Raw genomic sequence first — 26862 nt, 5'->3', positions numbered from 1 at the left:
GCCTTCTGGCGCGCCCGCCGGGCCAACCGGGGCCGTTTCTTCTTTGAATGGCGGGTACGAAAGACTGGAAACGCAGAACATCGAGATCCTCTCGTCCAGCGCCAGCATTGTTGCTCACTAACATGTCAACATTGTGCAACGCAATGTGATCCGGGGGTGCGCTGCGAAAAATTTAATCCAGAGGGTGAGGTTCCCAGGATGGGGAACCAGGGGTTGAGGTACGCCCGTCAATGGATTGAGGTATGTCCGTCATTCCGGGGCGCGACGAAGTCGCGAGGAGACGGCGGGACTCTCTCCGTTCCCTCCCCCCTTGTGGGGGAGGGTCAGGGTGCCACACGGGGATTCTCTCGGTGAGGCGCCGCTGTGCGTCGTCAACGCGAACAGTCTTTGCTGGGCACAAGGGGTGAGGGAACGCACCGTCGTTGGGGCACGCAGCTGCCTCACTCACTCAAGCTCTTTTTTTCGCGTCCATCGCGGACGAGCCGGCCGCCGAATCCTGCGGATGCAGCGGAGAGGCGCCTTGCGGGTCCGGCCACATTAAGGTTATCGCGGCTTTAGGGTGCCCCCGTTAAGGTCCGGGCGTGGACCTGCCCGCGCCGGCGGGCGATAGTAACCCTTTCTTAAGGCTGCCATTCCCGGCAGACCTGACGTGAAGCGTGGCGCGAAGAGTTGAAGCCGGTCGGATGACGAATTCGGATTTCCAGTTGCGGGGCGTCGGCGATCCCAGGCTGTCCGTGCATGCCACCTCCCCCCTGTCGGCCTGGCTGTGGTCGCTCGACGGCTGCCGCGTGCTGTGGGCCAATCCGGTCGGCGCCAAATTCTTCGGCGCGGCCAATGCGGCTGCGCTGGCGCAAAAAACCTTCGGCCCCGCCGACAGCCATCGCCGCCAGATCGTCCGCCTCGCCCACCGGCTGCCGGCAGGCGGAGCTGTGAGGCTGGAGCGGTTGCGCGGCTTCGGCGCCGGGCTCGGCACGCTGATGACCTGCGCCTGCGCGCGGCTCGAGTTTTCCGATGGCTCATCCGGCGTGCTGGTCAGCGCGATGCAGGGTGCTTGCCGCAGCATGCCACTGGTCGAGCGGCTGCATCGTCTGGTCGACGGCGCGCGGACGCCGATGGCGGCGTTCGCACCTGACGGCCTGTTCGCCGGCGCCAGCGAAGCGGCGCGCTCCCTGCTCGGCTTTCGCGATCTCGGCGAAGCCGGCCTCGACCAGGCGCGCAGCGAGGCGCTGGCGAGGGGCCGCGCCGAGCTGCCTGTCGGCATCGGCAAGATGGTGCTGCAACGGGTCGGCGTCGGCGCCGATGTCGGGCTCATCGCGCTGATCGAGCCGGCGATGGCGCAAGCTCAGCCTGCGGCGGAGCGCGCGCCGCCTCCCGCGGCTGAGCCTGCGCCGCCCGTCGCATCGGCGCCAGCGCACGGGCTCGATGCCGGGATCGCGATGTTCGATCCGTTCGCCGAACCGGACGAGACGCCGGTGACGGCCGCGGATGAGGCGAGCGAGATCGTCTCGACCGAGGACGCCGCGAAGGAGGCCGAGGCGGCTGCTCCGGAAACCATTGCGCAGACGGTCGATGCCGCGCCTGATACAGTGGTTGAAAACCCGCCCGCAGCCATCGTGCCGCCGCAAGCTGCGCCGATCACGAGCCACATGGTCGAGCCCACAGGACACGCGGAGACGCGGTCAGGACATGCGGAGACACCGCGCCAGCATCCGCTGCGCTTCCTGTGGCAGATGGATGCGGAAGGCCGCTTCGCGCTCGGTTCGGATGAATTCATCCGCCTGATCGGCGCGCACACCGCTTCCCGCTTCGGCCGGCGCTGGCGCGAGATAGCAGAGGAATTTGCGCTCGACCCTGACGGCCGCGTCGCGCAGGCGCTCGCCAGCCACGACACCTGGGCCGGCATCACCGTGAACTGGCCGGCCGATGGCGGCGAACATCTGCCGGTCGAGCTGGCAGGTCTTCCGGTCTACGACCGCGCGCGCAACTTCGCCGGCTTCAAGGGCTTTGGCGTGTGCCGCGATCTCGATGCGCTCAACCGGCTCGATGCGCTCCGGCGCTTTGAGCTGTTTTCCGAGCCGGTCGCTGCGCAAGGCCCGTCGGCCGATGTGGTCGAGCCTCCGTCTCAGCCTGTGTCTCAGCCTGGGCCTGAACCGGAGCACAAGGCGGAGACCAAACCGGAAGCAGAGCCTCCGCCAGTCGAGCCGCCGCCCGAGCCTGAGCCGCCTGTCACAATTGAGCCCGAACCGCCCGCACCGATCACCGAAGCGAATTCACACCCAACCGAACCGGAAACGCCAGTGGAAACGCCTCCGAATGTCGTGCCGTTCCGCGCACCCGGTGACCTCAGATCACAAGGTGATCAGAGATCACAAGGTGATCAGAGATCACAAGGTGATCAGAGGTCACAGGGTGACCAGAGATCGCCGACGCTGACGCCGGTCGAGAACAGCGCGTTCAACGAGCTGGCGCGGCAATTGTCCGAGCGGCTCGAACGCGAGCGCGAGCAGATGGCCTCTGCCAGCGCCGAGCCGCCGGCGGACGCGATCACGCCCGACGCGGCGACACCACCCGAGCCCTTGATCTCCGAGCCGCCGATCTCGGAGCTCGAGACGCCGCCGGCCGCGGCCGAATGGCTGAGCGAGCCCGCACCGCCCGCTTACGGCCACAGCGCGCGCGACCGCGCGCTGCTGGATCTCATTCCCTCAGGGATTCTGATCTACCGGCTCGATCGCCTGCTCTACGCCAATTCCGCCTTCCTCAGCCGCATGGGCTATGCCAGCCTCGGCGCGCTGGAAGATGCCGGGGGGCTCGATGCGCTCTATGTCGAGCCGGGCGTTTCCGCGGCCAGCAGCACGTCGCAATCAGGCACGCCGGTGACGATCAGCGCGACGCTCGCCAATGGCGCGCAGAAGCTCGCGACGACGGAAGCGCATCTGCACACCATCGACTGGGACGGCGCCAGCGCGCATGCGCTGATCTGCGCGCTGCCCAATCCTGAACCTGTCGTGACAACTCCCGTCGCCACGCCCGTCATCGTGGCGCCGGTGGCCGCGCCACAAATTGCCGCCGAGACCGAGCTCGACGAGCCCGTCCTGTTCGCGCCCGAGCCTGACGTCGGCGATGCCGATGCGGAAGATCTCGCCGCGATCCTCGACACCACGGCCGAGGGCATCGTGATGTTCGATGCCGACGGCAACATCCACGCCTGCAACCGCAGCGCCGAGGCGCTGTTCGGCTATGACGGCGAGGCGCTGATGCAGCAGAAGCTGCTGGCGCTGTTCGCGCCCGAGAGCCAGCAGATCGTGCTCGATTATCTCGACAGCCTGAAGAGCCAGAACATCGCGAGCCTGCTCGATCACGGCCGCGAGGTGCTGGGCCGCGAGAAGAAGGGCGGCGTGCTGCCGCTCGCCATGATCATGGGCCGCACCCGGCCTGATGGCCCGAACTTCTTCGCCGTGTTCCGCGATCTGTCGCAGGCCAAGAAGGGCGAGAGCGAGCTGACGCAGGCGCGACGCCTGGTCGACGGCGCGGCCAATGCGAAAGCCGACATGCTGGCGCGGATCAGCCACGAGATCCGCACCCCGCTCAACGCCATCATCGGCTTTGCCGAGGTGATGATCTCTGAACGATTTGGTTCGCTGGGCAACGAACGTTACGGCGAATACATGAAGGACATCCGCGCCTCCGGCGAGCGCGTCATCACCATCATCGACGATCTCCTGGAGCTGTCGCGGATCGAGACCGGCAAGCTCGATCTCAGCTTTGCCGACCTCCACCTCAACGACCTCGTCGAGGCCTGCGTCACCGTGATGCAGCCGCAGGCCAATCGCGAGCGCATCATCATCCGCACCTCGCTCGGCCATGCGCTGCCGCAGGTGGCGGCGGATCCGCGCGCGATGCGGCAGGTGACGATGAACCTGATCTCGAACTCGATCCGGCTCGCCAGCGCCGGCGGCCAGGTGATCGTCTCCACCGCGCTCAACGATCGGGGCGAGGTGGCGCTTCGCATCCGCGACACCGGCCATGGCCTCAGCGACAAGGAAGTCGCCGCCGCGATGGAGCCGTTCCGCACGCCGCCGCCCGGCGATGCCGCGGACAATTCCGCGCTGAGCCTGTCGCTGACCAAGGCGCTCGTTGAAGCCAACCACGCCCGGTTCAACATCAAGAGCGCGGGCCAGGGCACGCTGATCGAGGTGACATTCGCGCCGGTGACGGCACGGGCTTAAGCGACGGCTTACCGCTTCGCCGGCTCGCCGCTCTTGTTGCCGGGCAGGCCCTTGATGTTCGACGAATCCTGCTGCTGCACGGTGGAGTTCTGCGAGGCCGCGCCGACCGTTCCCTTCTGCGCGGGAGGACCGTTCTTGTTGCCGGGCGCTCCCGCGATTCCGGTGCCCGAATTCTGCGCGCTGGGCGATGTGGCAGCATCACTGGTGTTGTTGGTGCGGTCACCGGGCATCTTTGCCGCCGCGCCGGGCTTGTCCTGGTCTCCGACATAGCCCGAGGCGCCGGAATTCTGCGTCTTGATGCCCTTGTCGGCCTCGTTCTGCACGTTCTGGTTCTGCGCGATCGCCGGCGCTGCCATGAGCGGGACCGCCAGAAGGAATGCTGCCATTATTGTCCGCATGAGCGTTCTCCTCGACCTGCCCCGTCGCGGGCTTAACGCGTGGGGCGCGAAAGATTTCCGATCGCTTGCGAATAAGCCTTGGCAGATGCGCGTTAGGCCGCGCGCACCGTATCGAGGAACTTGCAGACCTCGAATTTGAGACGGTTGCTGTCGCCGGACAGCGATTTCGCCGCGGACAGCACCTGCGCCGATGCCGAGCCGGTTTCGACCGCGCCCCGCCTGACATTGCTGATATTGGCGCTGACCTGCGTGGTGCCGGCCGCCGCACTCTGGACGTTGCGCGAGATCTCGCCGGTTGCGGCGCCCTGCTGCTCGACCGCGGCCGCGATGGTCGACGAAATCTCGGACAGGCGCTCGATGGTGCCGCCGATGGTCTTGATCGCGCCGACCGAGTCCGCCGTCGCGGACTGGATGCTCGAAATCTGCTGGCCGATGTCGCCGGTCGCTTTCGCCGTCTGCTCGGCCAGCGCCTTCACCTCCGAGGCCACCACGGCAAAGCCGCGTCCGGCTTCGCCGGCGCGCGCGGCCTCGATGGTGGCGTTCAGCGCGAGCAGGTTGGTCTGGCCTGCGATCGCATTGATGAGCTCGACGACGTCGCCGATGCGCGCTGCCGCCTTCGACAATTCGCTGACGCGATCGTTGGTCTGACCGGCCTGGCTGACGGCCTCGCCCGCGATGCGCTCGGAGGCCTGCACCTGACGGCTGATCTCGTGGACGGAGGCGGTGAGCTCCTCCGTGGCCGATGCCACCGACTGCACGTTGGTCGCAGCCTCTTCCGAGGCCGCCTCGACCAGCGTGGCAAGCTCGGTCGACCGGCTCGCGGTGGAGGTGAGCGAGGTCGCGGAGACCTCGAGCTCGGTGGCGGCCGACGACACCGCCTCGACGATGCGGCCGACGGCGGCTTCGAAATGATCCGCCATCCTGATCATGTCGGCGCGGCGGCGTTCGGCAGCGAGCTTGTCCTGCCGGCTCTTCTCCTCCGCCTCCTCGCGCGCCTTCCGCTCGGCGTTGATCTTGAAAGTCTCGACGGCCTGCGCGATCTCGCCGATCTCATCGGGACGGCCGAGGCCGGGCAACACGATGGCGAAATTGCCGTTGGCGAGCTCGATCATCGCGGTGCGCATCGCCGACAGCGGCTTTGCGACCGAACGGCCGATGAAGACACCGAGGCCGAGCACGCAAGCTGCGATCAGTGCGATGGCAATGGCGATCCAGAACTGGATGCTCTCGCGCTCCGCCTCGTTCTGCTTGTCGGCTTCGATGCGGATGGCGTCGACCGATTTCGAGACCTGCTCGATGACGGGCTCGACGGTCGCAAACGCCTCCGACGTCGCCTTCAATTCGCCCGCGAGCTTGAGCGCGGTCTCCATCCAGGCGGAGAAGTCGCGCTGATAGTCCGAGAGCTTTTGCCGCAGCTCGGCCCTGGCGGCATCGGGAATCGCGCCGGCATCGAGGCCGGCGAGGAATTCGGATGCGCGCTTCTGCATCTCGCCGCCATATTTGGCGTCACGACGCAGCATGAAATCCTTCTCGTGCCGGCGCATCATCAGCATGATCACCTTGAGCGAGGCATCGTGGAGCTGATCGACCTTGCCTTCGATCTCGTGGACGGAGCCGCGCAGGCGGCCTTCGAGGCCTGAATTCTCATCCAGCCCGAGGCGCTGCCGCTCCTCGACCACCGCGGCGAAGTGCGCCTGGTAGGTCTTCAGCGACGCGTTCATGGCGTCGACCTTCTGCGCCAGCTCGGGCTTGCCGAGCGCCGCGATCTTGCCGCGCAGCGTCTCAATGTCCAGCGCGACCTGCCGCGAGATCTCGACCTGGCGCTGCGCCCGCGCAGGGTCGCTGCGCAGCAGGAAATCCTTCTCGGCGCGGCGCGCCTCCAATAGCTCGACCGCGATCCTGCTGTTCAGCTCGAACACCGCACGCGCTTTCTCGGCGGCGTCGCGCGATATTCCCATCGCGCGCTCGCCGTAGAGATGAATGCCGCCGATCAGGACGACGCCGACGAGGCCGATGACGCCGATCGCAGTGATCTTGTGAGTAAGCCGCAGAGAGAAAAGCCGCATCGTGATCGCAAGGCCAGTGATGACAGATGCGGTTCATGAGGCCGTAATGCGTGAAAAGTTCCGTTAATTTGCGAGCACGTAGGATTACGTGCTTTGTGACACAATGCACGCAAGAGTGCACCGAATGCGTCTTGGATGCACAACGAAAAGGCACGGCGCTGGTGGCGCCGTGCCTTTCACATCTCTGCGCGTCAGGTCAGCTGTAGATCTCGAACAGGCCGGCGCCGCCCTGGCCGCCGCCGATGCACATGGTGACCACGCCCCATTTGGCCTTGCGGCGGGCGCCCTCCTGCAGCAGATGGCCGGTGAGACGGGCGCCGGTCATGCCGAAGGGATGGCCGATCGCGATCGAGCCGCCGTTGACGTTGTACTTCTCGGGGTCGATGCCGAGCTTGTCGCGCGAATAGAGGCACTGGCTGGCAAAGGCCTCGTTGAGCTCCCAGAGATCGATGTCGTCGATCTTCAGGCCGTGACGCTTGAGCAGCTTCGGCACGGCGAAGATCGGGCCGATGCCCATCTCGTCAGGCTCGCAGCCCGCCGCCGCCCAGGCGACGAAGCGGCCAAGCGGCTTGAGGCCGCGCTTTTCGGCATCCTTGGCTTCCATCAGCACCACGGCGGCGGCGCCGTCGGAGAGCTGGCTGGCATTGCCGGCCGTGACGTATTTGCCGGGACCCTTCACCGGCTCGAGCTTGGCAAGACCTTCGAGCGTGGTCTCGGGCCGGTTGCACTCGTCGCGGTCGACGACGTAGTCGACGATGCTCTCGGCCTTGGTGGCCTTGTCGACCACCTTCATCCTGGTCTTCATCGGGACGATCTCGTCCTTGAACTTGCCGGCCTGCTGCGCGGCGGCCATGCGGCGCTGCGATTCCAGCGAATATTCGTCCTGGTATTCGCGGCTGACCTTGTAGCGCTCGGCAACGATGTCAGCGGTGTCGATCATCGCCATGAAGATGTCGGGCGCGGTCTTGAGCAATTCCGGATCGATCGACTCCTTCGGCGCGCCGCCACCGGGGATCGAGATGCTCTCGACGCCGCCGGCGACGATGCAGTCGGCGCCGTCGGAACGGATCGAGTTCGCGGCCATCGCGATGGTCTGCAGTCCCGAGGAGCAGAAGCGGTTCACCGAGACGCCGGCGGTGCTCTTCGGCAGCCCCGCGAGCAGCGCGGCCTGGCGGCCGATGTTCGGCGCGCCATGGGCGCAATTGCCGAGATAGCAGTCCTCGACATAATCCTTCTCGACGCCGGCGCGATCGACCGCGTGGTGGATGGCGTGCGCCGCGAGCGACATTGGCGGCGTGATGTTGAACCCGCCGCGGCCGGATTTGGCGAGGCCCGTGCGCGCATAGGAAACGATGACGGCTTCACGCATTGTTTTCTCCCTTCTCTCGAACGACTGATACGGAGCGTCCTGACCGCCATTGGTACACAAAGTTTGCGGAGAGCGGGAGAAAAAGCGGGTCGATCAATCAACAAAAAACGCCGCCCCTTACGAGATGGGCGGCGTTGTTCCGCGGGTCGGAATATATGATGATTGTCATTCCGCAGGACGCACGCCCCGCTCTATCCACTCGTCATGCCCGGGCTTGTGCCGGGCATGACGACGGAGGGAGTGTGATCAGAACCTCAGCGCCTTGACCTGCTTGACCTGCGGCAGCACCTGCACCTTGGCGAGCACGTCGGCCGGCACCGCGCCGTCGACCTCGATCAGCGCAATGGCATCGGAGCCCGGCGCGACGCGGCCGAGATGGAAGGTTGCGATGTTGATCTTGGCGTCACCCAGAAGGCTCGCGAAGCTGCCGATGAAGCCCGGCTTGTCTTCGTTGGTGACGTAGATCATCGACTTGCCGAACTCGGCGTCGACGCGGATGCCCTTGACGTCGACAAGGCGCGGCTTGCCGTCATGATAGACCGTGCCGGAGACCGAACGCTCCTGGCGCTCGGTCGCGACCGTCACGGTGATCAGGCTCTCGTAGTCGCTCTGGGCAGCGCGGACGATCTCGTCGACCACCATGCCGCGCTCCTTGGCGACGACAGGTGCGGACACCACGTTGACCTCTCCCAGCATCGGGCGCAGCAGGCCCGACAGCACCGCCGAGGTGATCGCCTTGATTTTCATCTCGGCGACGTGGCCTTCATAGGTGATCTCGACCTTGAGGATGCCTGATTCGGTGAGCTGGCCGGCGAACGAGCCGAGCTTCTCGGCCAGCGCGATGAAGGGCTTGAGTTTCGGCGCCTCTTCCGCGGTGATCGACGGGAAGTTCACCGCGTTCGAGATTGCACCGGTGAGGAGGTAGTCCGACATCTGCTCGGCGACCTGCAGCGCGACGTTCTCCTGGGCTTCCGTGGTGGAGGCGCCGAGATGCGGCGTGCAGATCACGTTGGGATGGCCGAACAGCACGTTCGAGGTCGCGGGCTCCTCGACGAACACGTCGAAGGCGGCGCCGGCGATATGCTTGGCATTGAGCGCATCGACCACAGCCTGCTCGTCGACGAGGCCGCCGCGGGCGCAGTTGATCAGGCGCACGCCCTTCTTCATCTTGGCGATCGCTGATGCGTCGATGATGTTCTTGGTCTTCTCGGTCAGCGGCGTGTGCAGCGTGATGAAGTCGGCGCGCCTCAGCAGGTCATCGAGCTCGACCTTCTCGACGCCGATATCCTTGGCGCGCTCCGGCGACAGGAACGGATCGAACGCGATCACCTTCATGCGCAGGCCGAGCGCGCGGTCGGCAACGATCGAGCCGATATTGCCGCAACCGACCACGCCGAGCACCTTGCCGGTGATCTCGACGCCCATGAAGCGGTTCTTCTCCCACTTGCCGGCCTGGGTCGAGGCGTCCGCCTGCGGGATCTCGCGGGCCAGCGCCAGCATGAGCGTGATCGCATGCTCGGCGGTCGTGATCGAATTGCCGAACGGCGTATTCATCACGATGATGCCCTTGGCCGTGGCGGCCGGGATCTCGACATTGTCGACGCCGATGCCGGCGCGGCCGATCACCTTGAGGTTGGTCGCCTTCTCCAGGATCTTGGCGGTCGCCTTGGTCGCCGAGCGGATCGCGAGGCCGTCGTAATTGCCGATGATCTCGGCGAGCTTGTCCTTGTCCTTGCCGAGGTTGGGCTGGAAGTCGACCTCGACACCGCGGTCTTTGAAGATCTGCACGGCAGCGGGCGAGAGCGCGTCGGAAATGAGAACTTTGGGCTTGGTCATGGGAATGATCCGTTGGTGCGAGCTGCAGTTACGGAACGTCATCCGCGGGCAAAAGCGGAAAGCGCGTCTTCGCGCTTGAGACCCGCGGATCCATCTCTCTTGATGGATGGATGGCCGGGCCAAGCCCGGCCATGACGAGGATTTGGTTCGCTTACGCCGCCTTGGCGAGCGTAGCCTTGGTCTCGGCAAAGGCCCAATCGATCCACTGCGTCAGCAGCTCGACATCCCTGGCCTCGACGGTGGCGCCGCACCAGATGCGCAGGCCGGCCGGTGCATCGCGGTAGTAGGCGAAGTCGTAACCGGCGCCTTCCTTCTCGACCAGCGCGACCAGCTTCTTGGAGAACTCCGCCTGGGCGTCGTCCGAGAGCGAGGTGATCGCAGGGTCGGTGAACTTCAGGCACACCGAGGTGTTGGAGCGGATCGAAGCGTCCTTGGCCAGGAAGTCGATCCACGGCGTCTTCGCCTTCCAGTCGGCCAGAACCTTGGTGTTGGCGTCGGCGCGCGCGATCAGCGCCTTGAGGCCGCCGATCGACTTGGCCCAGTTCAGCGCGTCGAGATAATCCTCGACGCAGAGCATCGACGGCGTGTTGATGGTTTCACCGACGAAGATGCCTTCGTTGAGCTTGCCGCCCTTGGTCATGCGGAAGATTTTCGGCAGCGGCCAGGCCGGCTTGTAGGTCTCGAGCCGCTCCACCGCGCGGGGCGAGAGGATCAGCATGCCGTGCGCGGCTTCGCCGCCGAGCGCCTTCTGCCAGGAGAAGGTGACGACATCGAGTTTTGCAAAATCCAGCGGTTGCGCGAAGGCGGCAGACGTCGCGTCGCAGATTGTGAGACCTTCACGGTCCGCCTTGATCCAGTCGGCGTTCGGCACGCGCACGCCAGACGTCGTGCCGTTCCAGGTGAAAACGACATCGCTCTTGGGATCGACCTTGGAGAGGTCGGGAATCTCGCCATAAGCAGCGTTGAGCTTGGTGACGTCCTTGAGCTTCAATTCCTTGACGATGTCGCTGACCCAGCCCTCGCCGAAGGATTCCCACGCGAGCGTGGTGACGGGCCGCGCCCCGAGCAGCGACCACAGCGCCATCTCGACCGCGCCGGTATCGGACGCCGGCACGATGCCGATGCGATAATCTGCCGGCACTTCAAGCACTTCGCGCGTCAGATCGATCGCGAGCTTGAGCTTGGTCTTGCCGACCTTCGCACGATGCGACCGGCCGAGCGCTGCGTCCTTGAGATTTTGGGCGTTCCAGCCGGGGCGCTTGGCACAGGGGCCGGAGGAGAAATGCGGCACGGTCGGCCGCGAAGCGGGCTTCGCTACAGTCATGATCTACCCTTCCAGATAGTAAGCCTCCCGTTGGGGGGAGGTGTCCCGCCGCGGCTGATACGGGAAACAGGAAGATCAGTCAAGAAACTTCCGGTGGCTCACGGCGGAGTGCAGGCAATTCCGGCGCGATATCGGGGGATTCGACCGCGGCGAGCGCGTTCAGCAAGTCCGTGGCCTCGCTAATCAATTGCGCGGCGCGGCGGCGGCTGCTGACTTTCAGAATGCACTTGTCGTTGGCCTGCACAACGTAGTCGTTGCCAACCTTGATCATGGAATAGCTTGTCATTGAAATCCCCGAACCGACCGAGCCCGGTACTGACGCTCCCTAGCACCGTTCGTTCCTCGATCCACGCGAACGACCAAGGGGTAGTTTATCAGCTGTTAAGATGAACGAACGCGCGATCCGATTTCGCTGATGGCGCAACGGCCATTGCGAGCTGCATCAAAAACGCACAGTCATGCCGACATGACTCGCCGAAAATCCAAGCCGCTGGTAGAAGCGCTGCGCATCGACGCGGCTCGAATGCGTGAGCAGTTCGACCAGATTGCAGCCGCGCGCCTTGGCTTCGGTAACAGCCCATTGCACCAGCTTTTCGCCGATACCGCGGCTGCGGCAATCAGAGGCAACGCGAACATCTTCGAGCAACCCGCGGATGCCGCCTTGCGAGCTGATGCCGGGCAGAAGTGCGAGTTGCAGGCAGCCCACCACCCTGCCGTCGCTCTCGGCGACCACGAGCAGAAGATTGGGACTGCGTTCGACCCGTTCGAACGCTTCGTAATAGACCTCAGGCAGCGGGTCCTCCAACCGCTCGCGGGCGCGGCCGAGCTGGTCATCGGCGAGCATCGCGATCATCGCCGCGACGTCCTCGCGTCGCGCAGGGCGGATGGAAACGGATCTTTCATTCATCGAAAAGCACTCCAGGCTCAGCGCGCAGACGGCAGGCCGAGAAACGCCTCGACCTCGCGCAGCCAGCGGCGAATGGCGGCATAGCGACCGAGATCGAAGCCGCCTTCATGCGCAACGCGCGTATAGGCGAGCAGCGAGACGTCCGCGAGCGAGACCGCATCGCCAGCGAAGAAGCGGTTCGCGGCAAGATGCGCTTCCATGCGGTCCAGCGCCGCATAGCCGCGCTTGACCTTGTCAGGGTCGAGCTCGGAGGCTGACTTGCCGAGATAGACCATCTGGAAACGGCACACCGCGATGTAGGGCTCGTGGCTGTACTGCTCCCAGAACAGCCATTCGTCCATCTTGGCAGCGGCAAAGGCGTCGCGCGGAATGAGTGCGCTGTCGCGGGCGAGATAGCGGATGATGGCGTTGGACTGCGCCAGCGTGCGGCCGTCGTCGAAGGCGACGGTCGGCACCTGGCCGGCGCCGTTCATCGCCAAAAATTGCGGCGTGCGCGTCTCGCCCTTGCGCGTGTCGATCTCGATCCAGCGATAGGGCAATGCGAGATGATCGCACACCCATTTCACCTTCAGACAATTGCCGGAATTGCTGTCGCCGTAAATCTGCATTGCCGCCGCCTCATCGGAGGCGACAGAGCATCAGGCTACGGCGAAGCTGTCAACCGCAACGCAGCGAAGCCGTGTCAGAACTTGTAGCCGAGCCCGACGCGCGCGTTGTTCAGCGTCACGGAGGTGTTCATGACCGGCGAGAATTTCACGTATTCGTATTCGACGCGGGCGAACAGGCCGTCCCAGATGCAATACTCGACCCCGAGACCGGCAACAAAGCCCACCGCGAAAGCGTTGGTTCTATGCTGGGTCTGCGTCTGCGACTGCGCGGGGACATCATAGGTCGTCGCCGTGGTCGACGAGCCGCCGGCGCCCGTCGTGGTCACGATCTTGGTCAGCGTCACGTCGCTCGTCACCGTGCGGGAGACGTCCATCCGGCCAACCGCAGCGCCGGCGAAGGCGTAAGGCATGAAGTCGCCTCCGTCCCAGCCCACGCGTCCGCGCAGCGAAATCATGTCCTTGACTTGCGCTGCGGCGGTCCCGGTCAACGTCACGTTATAATTGTCGGTCGTGCCGGTGGGCGGGTTATCGCCGGGCGGGTTGACGATGATGAGCGAGTTGGAGCCGCGCGTCGACGTGGCGAGGTTGTTGAAGTAGCTGTAGGTGCCCTCGAGGCCGAGAACGGCGTCGTACCATTGCCAATTGCGGCCGACGAAGGCGCCAAAGTTCGTGCCTTGCGTGTTGGTCTTGTTCATGAGCGACCAACTTGCAGTCGGCTGCTGCAGCACGCTGTTGCGGAAGATGAAGTTGGTCAGGCCGACCACGCTTTGGCTGAAATCGGTGGCGTCGGCCGTGTAGCCGCCATTGACGCCGAAATAGGCGCCGTCCCAATTGTGGTGCGTCGTGGACAGACCGTCGGTGAAGCCGCCGCGCAGGACGGGCAGATCCGGCATGTCGGCCGCGTGTGCGGCGGACACAGATCCGAACACCGCCGCCACCAACCAAAGCCTACGCATTGCAACGCTCCATCGGACTCGAACTCTTCAGCGTGATCATGGCTCGTTAACCTTAATCAATGGTTGCGTCTGAGGTTTTCGGCGCCGCTTGCCATGAAAAAATGCAAAGCAAAACGGCGCGGGATGATCCCGCGCCGTTAAGAGACGTTAAGCGATGAGGCTTGCGATCAGCCCTTGGTGACGAGCGGCGGCGGCGGCGCGTAGGCCGGCGGGCTGTCGAGATTCCAGCGCACGCCGAGCTTCAGGTCGTGCGAGGTGATATCCTTGAGCGTGATCGGGTTGTTGGTGGAGGAACCGTTGTAAGCAGTGAAGCTACCCGTGACGCCATCGCCCATATCGACATAGCGATAGGCCAGCTCGAGCGTCATGTTTGGCGTGACTTTGTAGGCGAGACCGGCATGCAGCGCCCACGCGAAATTCCATTTCGAGGCATCCGGCGCAGTCGAGATGCCGGCCCTGACGGTGTTGATGTCATAGAAACTCGATATGGTGTTGCGCGATGCACCGACGCCGGCGCCTATGAACGGTGTTACACACCACCATGTTCCGAGATCGACGTAGGCGTTAGCGAGTGCCAGCCATTCCGACTTGCTGCCATGATATTCGTCAGTGAAGGCAGCCACGCCGCCGTTGCCGTAGACGATATCCAGGCCATGGAAATTGGAGCGGCCGCGATACTCACCGGTGACATCGGCGCGGAACCAATTGTTGAACTTGTAACCGACGCCGAGGCCGAAGATGCCCGCGGTATCGAAGCCCAGCGAGGTGTTGGTCACAGCAGAAATGCCGGGGGCGCGGTAGTCTGGGGTGTCGAGCTTCTTCACACGCTGATTGCTGAAGCCGATATCGCCACGCAAATACCAGCCGCCGAAATCGGCGGGCGGGGCGGGCGGCGCGTACATGGGGGGCGGAGCCGCAATCGGCATATCGGCGGCAAAAGCCATCGAAGAAATCAGTGATGCCGCACCCGCGGCAAGGAGAGACTTAACGCAACGCATTGGCTTCGTCCTTATGGCCGGTGAGGCAAAATGCAGATGCCCCACGTTCTGGAAACTCGCGGAACGGACGATGGCAGCAAATGCTTAAGCGCCACTTAACCCTAATTTTTAAGGTTGATTTTTTCTGAGCGGCCGCGCGGATGCGGTGCGAGCGATGCGTAAATGCGGCAGCAATTGCTAACGATGTATGAAGCCGCAACGCAGAGAAAGAAGGTTTGTTAACGCCTGTGCTGCGGCAGCCTGGGCAGGAACACCGCGAGCAGCCCGATCGCCGGCAGATAGGCGCAGACCTGGTAGACGAACGCGATGGAGGTGTGGTCGGCGAGCTTGCCGAGCACGGCGGCGCCCAGGCCGCCGATGCCGAAGGCAACGCCGAAGAACACGCCGGAGATCATGCCGAAGCGATGCGGCACCAGCTCCTGCGCGAACACGATGATCGACGATGTCGTCGAGGAGATGATGAGGCCGATGATGACCGACAGCACCGCGCTCGCGTAAAGCCCGGCATGGGGCAGCGCCAGCGTGAACGGCAGCGCGCCCAGGATCGAGATCCAGATCACGATCTTGCGGCCGAAGCGATCGCCCAAGGGACCGCCGAAGAACGCGCCGACAGCGTTCGCGGCGAGGAAGACGAAGAGATAGATTTGCGCCGCCTGCGTCGACACGCCAAAGCGGTCGATCAGGTAGAAGATGTAATAGCTCGACAGGCTCGAGACGTAGAGCTGCTTTGAGAACAGCAGCGCCACCAGCACGGCAAGCGCGACGGCGACACGGCGCCGGCTCGGTCCGCCGGGTTGCGCATGCGCGGGCGCGGCTTTCTTCGCGGTGATCTGCGGCGCGTACCAGCGGCCGATGCGCCACAGGATGAGAATCGCGAGGAACGCGATCGAGGAGAACCAGGCGATGCTGCCCTGCCCGAACGGCACGACGATGAGCGCGGCCAGAACCGGCCCCATCGAGGTGCCGAAACTGCCGCCGAGCTGAAACACCGATTGCGCAAAGCCGTAGCGTCCGCCCGAGGCGAGCCGCGCGATGCGCGCCGATTCCGGGTGAAACACCGCCGAGCCGAGGCCGACCAGCGCAGCGGCACCGAGGATGACGAGATACTGCTGTGCGACGCTGAGCAGCAAGAGGCCGAAGAAGGTCGAGGCCATGCCGATCGACAGGGAATAGGGCTGCGCCTTCTTGTCGGTGTAATGGCCGACCAGCGGCTGCAGCAGCGAGGCGGTGAACTGGAACGCCAGCGTGATCATGCCGATCTGCGCGAAGTCGAGCGCGTAGGTGTCCTTCAGGATCGGATACACCGAGGCGATCAGCGATTGCATGGTGTCGTTGAGGAAGTGCGAGAAGCTGATGCCGGCGAGCACGATATAGGCCGGCCCTGCGCTCGGCTTGGCAGGAGCGGTGGTCACGTCGCTGACGACGACGGGCTCGGTCGGCGTTTCCGCATGGACGACGACAGGCTTGTTCACTGGAGCATCCCGGCAGGCGCGGCGGATGGCCGCGATCTGCTAGGTACGATAATGGCGGCGGCCGAACCACCGCCAATCGCAAATGGCTGGGATGCTGGGGACCCCTCCACGAGTCCGGAATCGGTAGGGTGGGTTAGCCCTGCGGATTGCGCGAAGCGCAAACCGCTCGGCGTAACCCACCTCTTTTGTTTCCACGGTGGCAGAAGTGGTGGGTTACGCTCGCTGATCGCGCTTCGCGCGACCGCAAGCTAACCTACCCTACGGCAGTGCGCTTGGAGCTCAGGCCGCGGCCTGGCCCAGCGCGGTGACGATGGTGTCGACGATGTCCTCGACCAGGATGCGGTCCTCGCCCTCGCCCATGACGCGGATCACGGGCTCGGTGCCGGAGGAGCGGATCAAGAGGCGGCCGTGGCCGTTGAGGCGCTTCTCGCCGTCGGAGATCGCCGACTTGACGTCGGAATCGTCGAGCGGCTTGCCGCCCTTGTGGCGGACGTTCTTGAGGATCTGCGGCAGCGGATCGAAGCGGTGGCAGACCTCGGAGACCGGGCGGCGCAGCTTCTGTACCACCGCCAGCACCTGCAGCGCGGCGACAAAGCCGTCGCCGGTGGTGGCGTAGTCGGACAGGATGATGTGGCCGGACTGCTCGCCGCCGAGATTGTAGCCGCCGCTCAGCATCTGCTCGAGCACGTAGCGGTCGCCGACCGGCGTGCGCACCAGATCGAGCCCCTGCCCGTTCAGGAAACGCTCGAGGCCGAGATTGGACATCACGGTGGCAACGATGCCCGGACGCGACAGGCGACCGTCTTCCTTCCAGCTCTGTGCGATCACCGCCAGCAGCTGGTCGCCGTCGACGACATGGCCGCGCTCGTCGACCAGGATGACGCGATCGGCGTCGCCGTCGAGCGCAATGCCGATGTCGGCGCGCATCTCGCGCACCTTCTTCGACAGCGCCTCCGGCGAGGTCGAGCCGCAATCCTTGTTGATGTTGAAACCATCGGGCTCGACGCCGATCGGCACCACGTCGGCGCCCAATTCCCACAGCGCTTCCGGCACCACCTTGTAGGCGGCGCCGTTGGCGCAATCGACCACGACGCGCAGGCCGTCGAGCGAGAGATCGCGCGGCAACGTGCGCTTGGCGAATTCGATGTAGCGGTCATGCACGCCGTCGATACGGCGGGCACGGCCGAGGCTCGCGCTCTGCGCCAGGCGCTTCTCGATCGGCTCGTCGAGCAGCTGCTCGATCTGCTTCTCGACGTCGTCGGAAAGCTTGAAACCCTGCGGGCCGAACAGCTTGATGCCGTTGTCCTCGAACAGATTGTGCGAGGCCGAGATCATGACGCCGAGATCGGCGCGCATCGACTTGGTCAGCATCGCCACCGCCGGCGTCGGCATCGGGCCGACCAGCAGCACGTCCATGCCGACCGAGGTGAAGCCCGCGACCATGGCGTATTCGATCATGTAGCCTGATAGCCGCGTGTCCTTGCCGATCACGACCCGGTGGCGGTGGTCACCGCGCTGAAACGCAAGGCCGGCGGCCTGGCCGACCTTGAGCGCGAGCTCCGGCGTGATCAGTCCGTTGGCGCGGCCCCGGATCCCGTCAGTCCCGAAATATTTGCGGCTCATCATCGTCCCCCAAGCAACAACCAGGGATCCCCACGACAACTTCCGGGTGCCCGAACGGGCCCCGCATCCCTGATTTGCTGGGGATCTTATAATGCCTGGAGGGCTAAATTGGCTTCAAAAAATATGATGAATCATTACGGAACCGGGAACTGGGCTGTCCGGTAACCGGCTGTTAACATTATATTTCCGCTTTTGTCGCCGGAATGAGCCGGAACCGGCCTCATCCCTTCCGCTTCACGTGACCATCCTCGCGGCTCGGCGCCGGCTGGGTGACGTTGACGGGATCGGAGCCCGGGAAGGTCTCCTCGAGGCCCTCTTCGAGCGCGTCGTCGAGGGCCTGCTTCTCCTTGATCTCTTCCGGCGAAGGCCCCGTGTGCGGCTTGGTCATGGTCCCTCTCGCAAACGATTTGGCTGCGCATCCAACCATGCTAGATGACCCCTCAATCTTCCGATGCAAGACTCTCAAGACAAGATGGGCCGGGAACGTTCATGAAGCACATCACCTGTATCGACGATCTTCGCGCGCTGCATAAGCGCCGCGTGCCGAAGGCATTCTTCGACTATTGCGACCGCGGCTCCTATGCCGAGGAAACGCTGCGGGCCAATCGCGAGGACATGCAAGCCATCAAGTTCCGCCAACGTATCTTGGTCGACGTCTCCAAGCGCGACACCTCGACGACGATTTTGGGCGAGCCCTCGACCATGCCGCTGATCCTGGCGCCAGTCGGGCTGCTCGGCATGCAGCATGGCGACGGCGAGATCCACGCCTGCCGCGCGGCGCAGGCCGCCGGCATCCCGTTCACGCAATCGACCATGTCGATCTGCTCGATCGAGGACATCGCGGCCGCCGTGGACAAGCCGTTCTGGTTCCAGCTCTACGTGATGAAGGACCGCGGCTTCATCAAGGAGCTGATCCAGCGCGCGATCGCCGCCAAGTGCAGTGCGCTGGTGCTCACGGTCGACCTGCAGGTGATCGGCCAGCGCCATGCCGACATCAAGAACGGCATGACGATCCCGCCGGAGTGGACGCTGTCGAAATTCCTGGATTTCGCCACCAAGCCGGCCTGGGTCTCGGGCGTGCTGCAGGGCAAGCGTCGCACCTTCGGCAACATCGCAGGCCACGTGAAGAACACCGAGGACCTCAACCGCCTCGCCGAATGGACGGCCTCGCAGTTCGACACGTCCTTGAACTGGAAAGACGTCGATTGGATCCGGAGCATCTGGCCCGGCAAGCTCATCATCAAGGGCATTCTGGACGTCGAGGACGCCGAGGAAGCGGCCAAGACCGGGGCGCAGGCGCTGGTGGTGTCGAACCATGGCGGCCGTCAGCTCGACGGCGCGCCGTCCTCGATCGAGGTGCTGCCGGAGATTGCGGACGCGATCGGTGACAAGATGGAGATCATGTTCGATGGCGGCATCCGCTCCGGCCAGGACGTGATGCGCGCGCTCGCGCTCGGCGCCAAGTCGTGCATGATCGGCCGCGCCTATGCCTATGGCTTGGGTGCCGGCGGCCAGGCCGGCGTCGCCAAGGCGATCGACATCATCCAGAAAGAGCTGCTGACCACGATGGGCCTGTGCGGCGTCAACAGGATCGACGAGATCGACGATCACGTGATTGCGGTATAGCCGCAAGGGCGGTGCCGTTGAGCGTAACCCACCAACTTCGGTCGGCATTTGCGGAAGCATGGTGGGTTACGGCTTCGCCTAACCCACCTACGATGCTAGCGCCCTCACATCGGCGGCAGCTTGCTTCACTTCACATCGGCGGGGTCAGGCCGTCTCGGCCGACGCTGACGCGGTCGGTCTCGAACGAACCATCGGGCCGTTGCTTCATGAAGGCGATGACCTGGGCGCCGGCCTTCAGTTCCGATTTGTCGGCGGGAACGAAGGTCACCACAGGCGTCATATCGGAGACGAAAACTTTCTTCTCGCCGTCCTTGTACTTCACCAGCAGCGTATGACCGTCATTGCCGACCACGCTCTCCGACACCGTGGCGTTGGTCATGCTGGAATTGGGCTTCAGATCGTAGGGCCGCGAGCCCTCGCCGGTGCCGCGCATGCTCTCCGGAAACACATGCACCTCGACGGCATTGTTGCCGCCATCGGGGCCCGGCACGGTGGTGGCGCCGACGAAGGAGCCGACCTTGATGTCGGCGAGCGAGATCCTGGTGACACCGACGACGCGCGCGTCGGGGGCGATATGCAGCTTGACGTCCTCGCCGCTGCGCGACTTGACCTGCAGCGTGTCACCATCGGCGTTCTCGATCGTGCCGCGCACGCGGGTCGGCACCGGCGCCTTTTGCGCGACGGCGGCAAAGGTGGAAGCAACCACCATCGCAGCAGCGATGAGCGGGCGCGTGAAACTGTCACGTTGGATCGTCATTGATGTCTCCGATTGTCCCCACGGGGTAGAACGCCGGAGACAGCGCACTATTCTCTCAAGTCTTTGTGAGATCGGCCTCGACCAAGGCACGGAGCTCGGCGGTCACTTCAGGCCGCCGGCCGAACCACAGCTCGAAGCCGCGCACCGCCTGGTGCAGCAGCATGCCGAGCCCATCGGCGGTCCGGAGCCCGCGGGCCCGGGCGGCCGCGAGCAGCGGCGTCACCAATGGAACATAGACGAGGTCGGCGACGACGGCGGATTCCGGCAGACGCGCCACATCGACCTCGAGCGCGCCCTGGCCATGCATGCCGAGCGAAGTCGTGTTCACGAGAAGTTTTGCACGCGGCAGCACGTCATTGATGCCGTCCCAGGCCAGCGGATGCACATTCGGCCCGAATTGCGCCGCAAGTGCCTCGGCGTTCGCCAGGGTGCGGTTGGCAAGATGGACATTGGTGAAGCCGCGGTCGAGCAAGCCGAATACCACCGCGCGCGAGGCGCCGCCCGCCCCCAGCACCAGCGCTTCGCCGGCCTTGCCCCAGCCGGGCGCGCTGGCGTCGAGATTGCCGAGAAAGCCCTCGACGTCGGTATTGGTCGAGCGCAGCTCTCCATCTTCGAACCACAGCGTGTTGGCGGCGCCCACGGCCCTGGCGCGCGCGTCGGGGGTCGATAGCGCTAGCACGCCGACCTTGTGCGGAATGGTGACATTTGCCCCGACAAAGCCGCGCAGCGACAGCCGCAGCACGAAATCGCGCAAATCATCCGGCGGAACGGCCTCGATGACATAGCCACCTGCGATGCCGAGCGTGCGCAGCCAGTAATGATGGATCAGCGGCGAGCGCGAATGCGCGGCCGGCCATCCGATCAGGCAGGCTGCGGGCGGTTTGGGCGTGGTCATCCTTCCCCCGGGTCGTGTTCGAGGGCGATCCATTTCGCGTCCGGCCGGTCCTGTCAAGCGCGCCGGCGCCACAGTGCCGATCAGGCCGCCAGCTCACGGTTTCGTCCGCGACGGGGGCAGCTGCATCTCGCGCGCCCCTGATATCGGCAACCGCACGCGCGGTCGTCTCCCGAGAAAGACTTTGGATTGCTTCTAAACTCGCAATGACGTGGAGAGGGCGTGGCTCACATAAAGTGCCGCCCTCGCAGAGACAGTCCCTCACGCCTCCCTCTGCCCCTGAGAACGGGGGGAGAGGGAGTGAGAGAACGGCGCGTCCCTAACCGATCACGCCGCGTGCTGATGCGCGGCGATGATCTGGTCGGCGGCGCGGCCGGTGACTTCGGCCATGTGGTCGAACTGACGCGTGAAGCTGCCGGCACCGGCGGTGGCCGAACGCAGCTCGACGATCAACTCGCCGATCTCGGCTTCCGGCATCATGGCGCGAACGCAGTCCCAGCCGCTCCAGCCCTCGCGGGTGTCGAAGCCGAGGATCTGGCCGCGCCGCGCCGACAGGATCGCGTTGATCTTGGCGGTGGCATCGGTCGGACAGACGATCTCGACCATGTGGATCGGCTCCAGCAAGACCGACTGGCATTGCGGCAGGCCTTCGTTGAGCCCGATCCGCGCCGCCGTGCGGAAGGCGAGGTCGGAGGAATCGACGCTGTGATAGGAGCCGTCCGTCAGCGTCACCTCCACGTCGGTGACGGGGAAGCCGAGCGGGCCGCGGGCGAGCCCGTCGACGACGCCTTCTTCCACCGCGCCGATATAGTTGCGCGGCACCGCACCGCCGACGACCTTCTCGGCGAACCTGAAACCTTCGCCGCGCGGCAGCGGCCTGATGTCGAGCACGACATCGCCGAACTGGCCGTGACCGCCGGACTGCTTCTTGTGGCGACCGCGCTGGACGATCGGCTTGCGGATGGTCTCCTGGTAACCGATCGCGGGCGGATGCGAGGTGATCTTGACGCCGAAGCGGTCGCTGAGCCGCTCGCTGGCGACACGCAGGTGCATCTCGCCCTGCCCCCACAGCACGGTGTCATGAGTCTGGGCATTCTGCACGATGACGAGGGACGGATCCTCCTCGTGCAGCCGCATCAAGGCCTGGCCGAGCTTGACGTCGTCCTTGCGGTCGGTGGCCGCAACCGACATGGCGAGCACAGGCGGCGTCGGCTCCGAGGCCTTGAGCGCAGCCGGCGCGGTCTTGCCGCTCGAGACGGTGTCGCCGGTCTTGACCGCATCGAGCTTGGCGAGCGCCACCGTGTCGCCGGCTTCGGCCGAGGCGCGCTTGCTGTCGTAAGCGCCGCTGACGGCGAGGATGCCGGAGACGCGGCTGGCACCCCCGGAGGAGGATTGCAGCGTGGCGCCGTCGTCGAGATGGCCGGAGAGCAGCCGCGTCAGCGACAGTTTGCCGCCGTGCTGCGAATGCAGCGTCTTGAAGACGAAGCCGAGCGCATCCTTGCTTTCCGGGGCGCCGAGACGTTTTGCGGTCTCGGCAATGCCAGGCGCCTCGTGGCGCAACGCCTTCATCAGACGCAGCACGCCGTTTTCGCGCGAAGCCGCGCCAAGTAGAACCGGGCAGATCAGCCCTTCGCGCAATTCGCGGGCGAGGTCGTCGAACACCGCATCGCGCGGCGGCTGAATGTCCTCGAGCAATTGCTCCATCAGCGCGTCGTCGTGATCGGCGAGCTTTTCCAGCATCGAGAAGCGGGCCTCCTTCTCGCGATCGAGATCGCCGCCGTCGAGCGCAATCACTTCGGAGGCCTTGTGCTCGCGATAGATGAACGCGCGCTCCAGCGCGAGATCGACAAAGCCCTCGATCAGCTCGCCCTTCCAGATCGGGATCTGGCGCAGCACCAGCGGCACGCGCGAGGCGGGCTGCAGCATCGCGAGCGTCTCGCGGATGCGCTTGTTGGCGCGGTCGATCTTGTTGAGGAACAGAAAACGCGGGATCTTCAGCTCCTCCAGCTCGCGCAGGATGATCTGAAGCTGCGGCAGCTTCTTCTCGTCGGCCTCGCACACCACGACGGCGGCGTCGACCGCGGGCAGCGCGGCGCGCATGTCGTGGGCGAACTCGACGGAACCGGGACAGTCCAGGAAGGTATAGCTGTCGCCCATGAAACTCGTGGTGGCAGCAGTGAGCCCGACGCTCATCTTGTGATGACGGGCCTCAGGCGTGGCGTCGCCGACCGACGTACCGGCGTCGACGCTGCCGGCGCGCGGGATTGCGCCCGTCCGCGCCAGGATCGCTTCGAGAAGTGTGGTTTTACCTGATTGGAAAGGGCCCACCAGCGCAATGCACCGTGGACCTCGGGGACTTCTGACGTCTTGTCCCATTTCGCCGCCTCCTTGGTGTGGAGCTCGGCCCTTGATTGGGTCGGCAAACGCAGATGCTCTGCCCGTCCCCGAGATTTGGCAAGCGTCAAACGTCGCTGCGGTGCGTCGTCAGTTCGTTGGTACCGCTGTCGCCTGATGTTCCACCTCTCCCGACGGGGAGAGGCGAACGCGACATCGCCGTCGAGGCGGCGTTAGCGACCCGGGCGAAGTTCCAGGCTTTCCAGTCCGGCGGCGACGTTGAGGCCGACCTGGCCCTGCACGCTGAGCGGCTGAAGCGCGATCGAATTGTTGGAGCCGCCGACCAGCACATTGCCGCCGAGGCCAACGCCCACCGAGGCGCTGCCCTGCGCGCCGGCGTAATTGCCGGCGAGATCGCCGGGACCGAGCCGGTTCACCGGTGCGAACACGCCCCAGGCAAGCCCGGTCTCCTGGGTGATGCCGAGGTCGAGGCCGACTTTGCGGATCGTCGCGACATAGCGGTCTTCGGGCAGGCCCTCGGCGCGCAGCACGCAGCCGAGATTGGTCACCGATCCCACGATGAAGCCAACACTGGCGCCGCCACGACATTCGAGCACGCCGACCTGCACCATCCTCTGCTGCTGAGCGTCGCTGCTTGTGACGGAGGCAACGAGGCTGGCGGCAGCGAGCCCGGCGAAGATGAACGAACGGCGCATGAAATATCTCCGGCTATGTGTGATGCGAGCAGAGAGAGCACCCCACCCGTGTTGCGCGATGGTCTATGCCACAACAGCCGCGATGGCGCCAGATCGCACACGATGATAGGCGTGCGAACAAAAAAGGCCCGCCAGAGGCGGGCCCTTCCTGAAGTCGGTCGCAACGGGCCTAGCGCAGATTGCCGCAGAAGCGCTGGATGCGCTTGCAGGCGTCTTCGAGGTCCGAGGTCTTGGTCGCGTAGGAGATGCGGAACGCCGGGCCGAGGCCGAAGGCCGAACCCTGCACGACGGCAACGCCCTCGGTCTCCAGCAGCTCAGTGACGAACTGCTCGTCATTTCCGATCACATTGCCCGACGGCGCCTTCTTGCCGATCGTGCCGGCACAGGAGGGATAGACGTAGAACGCGCCTTCGGGACGCGGGCACTCGATGCCATTGGCCTGGTTCAGCATGGAGACGACGAGGTCGCGGCGCTCCTTGAACACCTTGTTGTTGGCGGGAATGAAATCCTGCGGACCGTTCAGCGCTTCCACCGACGCCCATTGCGCGATCGAGCACGGGTTCGAGGTCGACTGCGACTGGATGGTCGACATCGCCTTGATGAGCTGGGCCGGGCCGCCGGCGTAACCGATGCGCCAGCCGGTCATGCAATAGGCTTTCGAGACGCCGTTCACGGTGAGCGTGCGGTCGTAAAGGCTGGGCTCGACCTGCGCGACCGTGGTGAACTGGAAGTCGTCATAGACGAGATGCTCGTACATGTCGTCGGTCATCACCCACACATGCGGATGCTTGACCAGCACGTCGGTGAGCGCCTTGAGCTCGGCGCGCGTATAGGCCGCGCCGGTCGGGTTCGACGGCGAGCACAGGATCACCCATTTGGTCTTCGGCGTGATCGCGCGCTCGAGCGCCTCGGCTCCGAGCTTGAAACCTGATGCCGCGGTGCAGACCACCGACACCGGCTCACCGCCGGCGAGCGCCACCATTTCAGGATAGCTGACCCAATAGGGAGCCGGGATGATCACCTCGTCGCCCGGATTGATGGTCGCCATCAGCGCGTTGTACAGCACCTGCTTGCCGCCGGTGCCGACGATGATCTGGTTCGGCTTGTAGGCGACGCCGTTCTCGCGCTGAAACTTCGCGATGATCGCGTCCTTCAGCTCGGGGATGCCGTCGACCGCGGTGTACTTGGTCTTGCCGGCCTCGATGGCGCGGATCGCCGCGAGCTTGATGTTGGCGGGCGTGTCGAAGTCGGGCTCGCCGGCGCCAAGGCCGATGACGTTGCGGCCCGCCGCTTTCAGCGCGCGTGCTTTATCCGTGACCGCGATGGTCGCGGACGGCTTCACACGGTCGAGCGCAGCGGCAAGGAAGGACATCGTCATCTCCTGACAAGCGTCGTGAACCCATGGGTCGCACGACTCTGATTGTGGGAATGGAGCCACCCTAAAACGTGTGCCGCTGCACCGCAAGAAACTTCGGCCCGATCTTCAGAAAGTTTACGGGTTTCACGCGGCCGAAGTCTCGATTTTCGCAATTTTCCGCAACTTTGCCGGGCAAAACCCTCATATCCGACAAGGCTTGTCCTCGGAGCAATCTTGCGTGTTGCACGTAGCTGCGAAACCAGCACTCCGTCATGCCCGGGCTTGTCCCGCCTGCGCGGCCGAAGCCGCTTCGGCGAGGCGAAGGCCTGGGCATCCACGTTCTTCGTGCCAAGTGGCAAGACGTGGATGGCCGGGACAAGCCCGGCCATGACGAGGCGGAGACACTGTCGTTCGACCCTGGCACACGATTTCGCGACGCGATGAGTCGCACATGTTGACGCAAGCGTGATCTGATTTGCCGCACGGCGCGAACATGATCTTCCCTCGCATTGCAATGCGGTAGGGATTTCGAGTTTTTCTATTGCCGAGCCCTTGCGGCGGATTCGCATCGGCATCATTGTTTAGCCGCGGTGCGGGGCAACGAGCGCCGCGCCTTCCATCCTTCGGAATCGAACTCCCAGAATGTACAAGCTCTATTCGATGCAACGCTCGGGCAACAGCTACAAGGTCCGCCTTGCGCTGGCGCTGCTGAACGTACCTTACGAAGCGATCGAGGTGGACATTCTGCGCGGCGAGAGCAAGACGCCGGACTTCCTGGCAAAGAACCCGTCGGGACAAGTGCCGCTGCTCGAGGTCGGCGACAACCGCTATCTCGCCGAGTCCAACGCCATCCTCTGGTATGTCGCCGTCGGCACGCCGCTGGCGCCGGAGAACCGGATCGATCGCGCCGAGGCACTGCAATGGATGTTCTTCGAGCAGCACGCGCTCGAGCCGAACATCGGCGCCGCCTATTTCTGGCTGTCGCTGGTCAAGGGCGGCCGCGACCTGCAGACCCACGCGCTGGAGGACTGGATGGAGCGCGGCTATGGCGCGCTCCAGGTGATGGAGAACCACCTCAAGACCAGCGACTACTTCGCTGCCCGCCAGCTCACGGTCGCCGACATCGCCCTGTACGGCTACACCCATCTCGCCGACCGCTGCGACTTCGACCTGCAGCCCTTCCCGGCGATCCGGGATTGGCTGAAGCGAGTCGAGGCCGCGCCCGGCTTCGTGGCCATGGATTGGCGCCCCGCCGACATCGACGACCCCGCCAGCATCGCCGCCGGGGCCTGAGATCAGGCGCGGCGTTAAGAAATAGCGGGCATGGCGTTAACCTTTGCCCAAATCCTGCCATGTTCGGCGCGATCGCCGCCCCAATATTGCCGGTTGAAATTGTG

The 26862-nt window shown here is 64.8% G+C and carries 21 protein-coding genes; 3 read left to right on the top strand and 18 right to left on the bottom strand.

Annotation, left to right across the window (positions count from 1 at the left end; genetic code table 11):
* The first annotated feature begins 683 nt into the window (after positions 1–683).
* Positions 684–4226: a PAS domain-containing protein gene (locus tag HYH07_RS22745; protein ID WP_220004596.1), complete on the top strand. Its 3543-nt coding sequence runs from the start codon at positions 684–686 to the stop codon at positions 4224–4226.
* Positions 4227–4234: 8 nt separating this feature from the next.
* Here the strand turns inward: HYH07_RS22745 and HYH07_RS36385 are convergent, their stop codons facing one another.
* From HYH07_RS36385 to HYH07_RS22680, 13 genes are all read right to left on the bottom strand, one after another.
* Entirely contained in the window at positions 4235–4456 is a 222-nt protein-coding gene (locus HYH07_RS36385; RefSeq protein ID WP_409363906.1) for a hypothetical protein, read from the bottom strand.
* Positions 4457–4716: 260 nt separating this feature from the next.
* Entirely contained in the window at positions 4717–6690 is a 1974-nt protein-coding gene (locus HYH07_RS22735) for a methyl-accepting chemotaxis protein (RefSeq protein ID WP_220004594.1), read from the bottom strand.
* Between the two features lie 196 nt (positions 6691–6886).
* Positions 6887–8059 (bottom strand): acetyl-CoA C-acyltransferase, encoded by a 1173-nt coding sequence (locus tag HYH07_RS22730; RefSeq protein WP_220004593.1) that lies wholly within the window; start codon positions 8057–8059, stop codon positions 6887–6889.
* Between the two features lie 246 nt (positions 8060–8305).
* On the bottom strand, positions 8306–9895 hold the full coding sequence (gene serA, locus HYH07_RS22725) for a phosphoglycerate dehydrogenase (protein WP_220004592.1): 1590 nt from the start codon (positions 9893–9895) through the stop codon (positions 8306–8308).
* A gap of 151 nt (positions 9896–10046) precedes the next feature.
* Positions 10047–11219 carry a phosphoserine transaminase gene (locus tag HYH07_RS22720; RefSeq protein ID WP_220004591.1) on the bottom strand — a complete coding sequence of 391 codons (1173 nt, stop codon included), beginning with the start codon at positions 11217–11219 and terminating at the stop codon, positions 10047–10049.
* Positions 11220–11298: 79 nt separating this feature from the next.
* A complete protein-coding gene (locus tag HYH07_RS22715) occupies positions 11299–11505 on the bottom strand; it encodes a hypothetical protein (RefSeq protein WP_057741513.1) in 207 nt (68 codons plus the stop codon).
* A 156-nt stretch (positions 11506–11661) separates the two neighbouring features.
* Entirely contained in the window at positions 11662–12126 is a 465-nt protein-coding gene (locus tag HYH07_RS22710) for a GNAT family N-acetyltransferase (protein WP_220004590.1), read from the bottom strand.
* A 17-nt stretch (positions 12127–12143) separates the two neighbouring features.
* Positions 12144–12734, bottom strand: coding sequence for a glutathione S-transferase family protein (locus HYH07_RS22705; RefSeq protein ID WP_220004589.1), 591 nt, complete (start codon positions 12732–12734; stop codon positions 12144–12146).
* 74 nt (positions 12735–12808) lie between these two features.
* A complete protein-coding gene (locus HYH07_RS22700) occupies positions 12809–13690 on the bottom strand; it encodes an outer membrane protein (RefSeq protein ID WP_220004588.1) in 882 nt (293 codons plus the stop codon).
* Between the two features lie 167 nt (positions 13691–13857).
* Entirely contained in the window at positions 13858–14688 is an 831-nt protein-coding gene (locus HYH07_RS22695) for an outer membrane protein (protein ID WP_220004665.1), read from the bottom strand.
* A 218-nt stretch (positions 14689–14906) separates the two neighbouring features.
* Positions 14907–16160 (bottom strand): MFS transporter, encoded by a 1254-nt coding sequence (locus tag HYH07_RS22690; protein ID WP_220004587.1) that lies wholly within the window; start codon positions 16158–16160, stop codon positions 14907–14909.
* Positions 16161–16439: 279 nt separating this feature from the next.
* Complete coding sequence (gene glmM / locus HYH07_RS22685) at positions 16440–17783, bottom strand: phosphoglucosamine mutase (protein WP_220004586.1); 1344 nt, start codon at positions 17781–17783, stop codon at positions 16440–16442.
* Between the two features lie 220 nt (positions 17784–18003).
* Positions 18004–18171, bottom strand: a complete 168-nt coding sequence (locus tag HYH07_RS22680; RefSeq protein WP_220004585.1) for a hypothetical protein — start codon at positions 18169–18171, stop codon at positions 18004–18006.
* 101 nt (positions 18172–18272) lie between these two features.
* On the opposite strand from HYH07_RS22680, the gene HYH07_RS22675 reads away from it, so the two are divergent.
* On the top strand, positions 18273–19409 hold the full coding sequence (locus HYH07_RS22675) for an alpha-hydroxy acid oxidase (protein ID WP_220004584.1): 1137 nt from the start codon (positions 18273–18275) through the stop codon (positions 19407–19409).
* A 130-nt stretch (positions 19410–19539) separates the two neighbouring features.
* Here the strand turns inward: HYH07_RS22675 and HYH07_RS22670 are convergent, their stop codons facing one another.
* The 5 genes from HYH07_RS22670 to HYH07_RS22650 all read right to left on the bottom strand — a co-directional run bounded on the left by HYH07_RS22670 (position 19540) and on the right by HYH07_RS22650 (position 25480).
* Positions 19540–20166, bottom strand: a complete 627-nt coding sequence (locus HYH07_RS22670) for a hypothetical protein (protein ID WP_220004583.1) — start codon at positions 20164–20166, stop codon at positions 19540–19542.
* Positions 20167–20221: 55 nt separating this feature from the next.
* Positions 20222–21061: a shikimate dehydrogenase gene (locus tag HYH07_RS22665; RefSeq protein ID WP_220004582.1), complete on the bottom strand. Its 840-nt coding sequence runs from the start codon at positions 21059–21061 to the stop codon at positions 20222–20224.
* 324 nt (positions 21062–21385) lie between these two features.
* Positions 21386–23434, bottom strand: a complete 2049-nt coding sequence (locus tag HYH07_RS22660; protein WP_220004581.1) for an elongation factor G — start codon at positions 23432–23434, stop codon at positions 21386–21388.
* 191 nt (positions 23435–23625) lie between these two features.
* Positions 23626–24108 (bottom strand): DUF992 domain-containing protein, encoded by a 483-nt coding sequence (locus tag HYH07_RS22655; protein WP_220004580.1) that lies wholly within the window; start codon positions 24106–24108, stop codon positions 23626–23628.
* 169 nt (positions 24109–24277) lie between these two features.
* On the bottom strand, positions 24278–25480 hold the full coding sequence (locus tag HYH07_RS22650) for a pyridoxal phosphate-dependent aminotransferase (protein WP_220004579.1): 1203 nt from the start codon (positions 25478–25480) through the stop codon (positions 24278–24280).
* 627 nt (positions 25481–26107) lie between these two features.
* On the opposite strand from HYH07_RS22650, the gene HYH07_RS22645 reads away from it, so the two are divergent.
* Positions 26108–26758 (top strand): glutathione S-transferase family protein, encoded by a 651-nt coding sequence (locus HYH07_RS22645; protein WP_220004578.1) that lies wholly within the window; start codon positions 26108–26110, stop codon positions 26756–26758.
* Positions 26759–26862 lie beyond the last annotated feature (104 nt).

The organism is Bradyrhizobium sp. BR 10261 (genome assembly GCF_019455395.1).
GTDB classification, from domain to species: Bacteria; Pseudomonadota; Alphaproteobacteria; order Rhizobiales; family Xanthobacteraceae; genus Bradyrhizobium; species Bradyrhizobium manausense.
Note: the sequence above shows the minus strand (reverse complement) of the source record. Positions and strands in the feature narration are given on the sequence as shown.

What these genes read in the sequence shown, in the direction of transcription:
- HYH07_RS22705 (WP_220004589.1), bottom strand. Translation starts at nt 12,734, where the DNA reads ATGCAGATTTACGGCGACAGCAATTCCGGCAATTGTCTGAAGGTGAAA.
- serA (WP_220004592.1), bottom strand. Translation starts at nt 9,895, where the DNA reads ATGACCAAGCCCAAAGTTCTCATTTCCGACGCGCTCTCGCCCGCTGCC.
- HYH07_RS22665 (WP_220004582.1), bottom strand. Translation starts at nt 21,061, where the DNA reads ATGACCACGCCCAAACCGCCCGCAGCCTGCCTGATCGGATGGCCGGCC.
- HYH07_RS22680 (WP_220004585.1), bottom strand. Translation starts at nt 18,171, where the DNA reads ATGACCAAGCCGCACACGGGGCCTTCGCCGGAAGAGATCAAGGAGAAG.
- HYH07_RS22710 (WP_220004590.1), bottom strand. Translation starts at nt 12,126, where the DNA reads ATGAATGAAAGATCCGTTTCCATCCGCCCTGCGCGACGCGAGGACGTC.
- HYH07_RS22695 (WP_220004665.1), bottom strand. Translation starts at nt 14,688, where the DNA reads ATGCGTTGCGTTAAGTCTCTCCTTGCCGCGGGTGCGGCATCACTGATT.
- HYH07_RS22720 (WP_220004591.1), bottom strand. Translation starts at nt 11,219, where the DNA reads ATGACTGTAGCGAAGCCCGCTTCGCGGCCGACCGTGCCGCATTTCTCC.
- glmM (WP_220004586.1), bottom strand. Translation starts at nt 17,783, where the DNA reads ATGAGCCGCAAATATTTCGGGACTGACGGGATCCGGGGCCGCGCCAAC.
- HYH07_RS22670 (WP_220004583.1), bottom strand. Translation starts at nt 20,166, where the DNA reads ATGACGATCCAACGTGACAGTTTCACGCGCCCGCTCATCGCTGCTGCG.
- HYH07_RS22715 (WP_057741513.1), bottom strand. Translation starts at nt 11,505, where the DNA reads ATGACAAGCTATTCCATGATCAAGGTTGGCAACGACTACGTTGTGCAG.
- HYH07_RS22735 (WP_220004594.1), bottom strand. Translation starts at nt 6,690, where the DNA reads ATGCGGCTTTTCTCTCTGCGGCTTACTCACAAGATCACTGCGATCGGC.
- HYH07_RS22645 (WP_220004578.1), top strand. Translation starts at nt 26,108, where the DNA reads ATGTACAAGCTCTATTCGATGCAACGCTCGGGCAACAGCTACAAGGTC.
- HYH07_RS22730 (WP_220004593.1), bottom strand. Translation starts at nt 8,059, where the DNA reads ATGCGTGAAGCCGTCATCGTTTCCTATGCGCGCACGGGCCTCGCCAAA.
- HYH07_RS22655 (WP_220004580.1), bottom strand. Translation starts at nt 24,108, where the DNA reads ATGCGCCGTTCGTTCATCTTCGCCGGGCTCGCTGCCGCCAGCCTCGTT.
- HYH07_RS36385 (WP_409363906.1), bottom strand. Translation starts at nt 4,456, where the DNA reads ATGCCCGGTGACCGCACCAACAACACCAGTGATGCTGCCACATCGCCC.
- HYH07_RS22650 (WP_220004579.1), bottom strand. Translation starts at nt 25,480, where the DNA reads ATGTCCTTCCTTGCCGCTGCGCTCGACCGTGTGAAGCCGTCCGCGACC.
- HYH07_RS22660 (WP_220004581.1), bottom strand. Translation starts at nt 23,434, where the DNA reads ATGGGACAAGACGTCAGAAGTCCCCGAGGTCCACGGTGCATTGCGCTG.
- HYH07_RS22675 (WP_220004584.1), top strand. Translation starts at nt 18,273, where the DNA reads ATGAAGCACATCACCTGTATCGACGATCTTCGCGCGCTGCATAAGCGC.
- HYH07_RS22700 (WP_220004588.1), bottom strand. Translation starts at nt 13,690, where the DNA reads ATGCGTAGGCTTTGGTTGGTGGCGGCGGTGTTCGGATCTGTGTCCGCC.
- HYH07_RS22745 (WP_220004596.1), top strand. Translation starts at nt 684, where the DNA reads ATGACGAATTCGGATTTCCAGTTGCGGGGCGTCGGCGATCCCAGGCTG.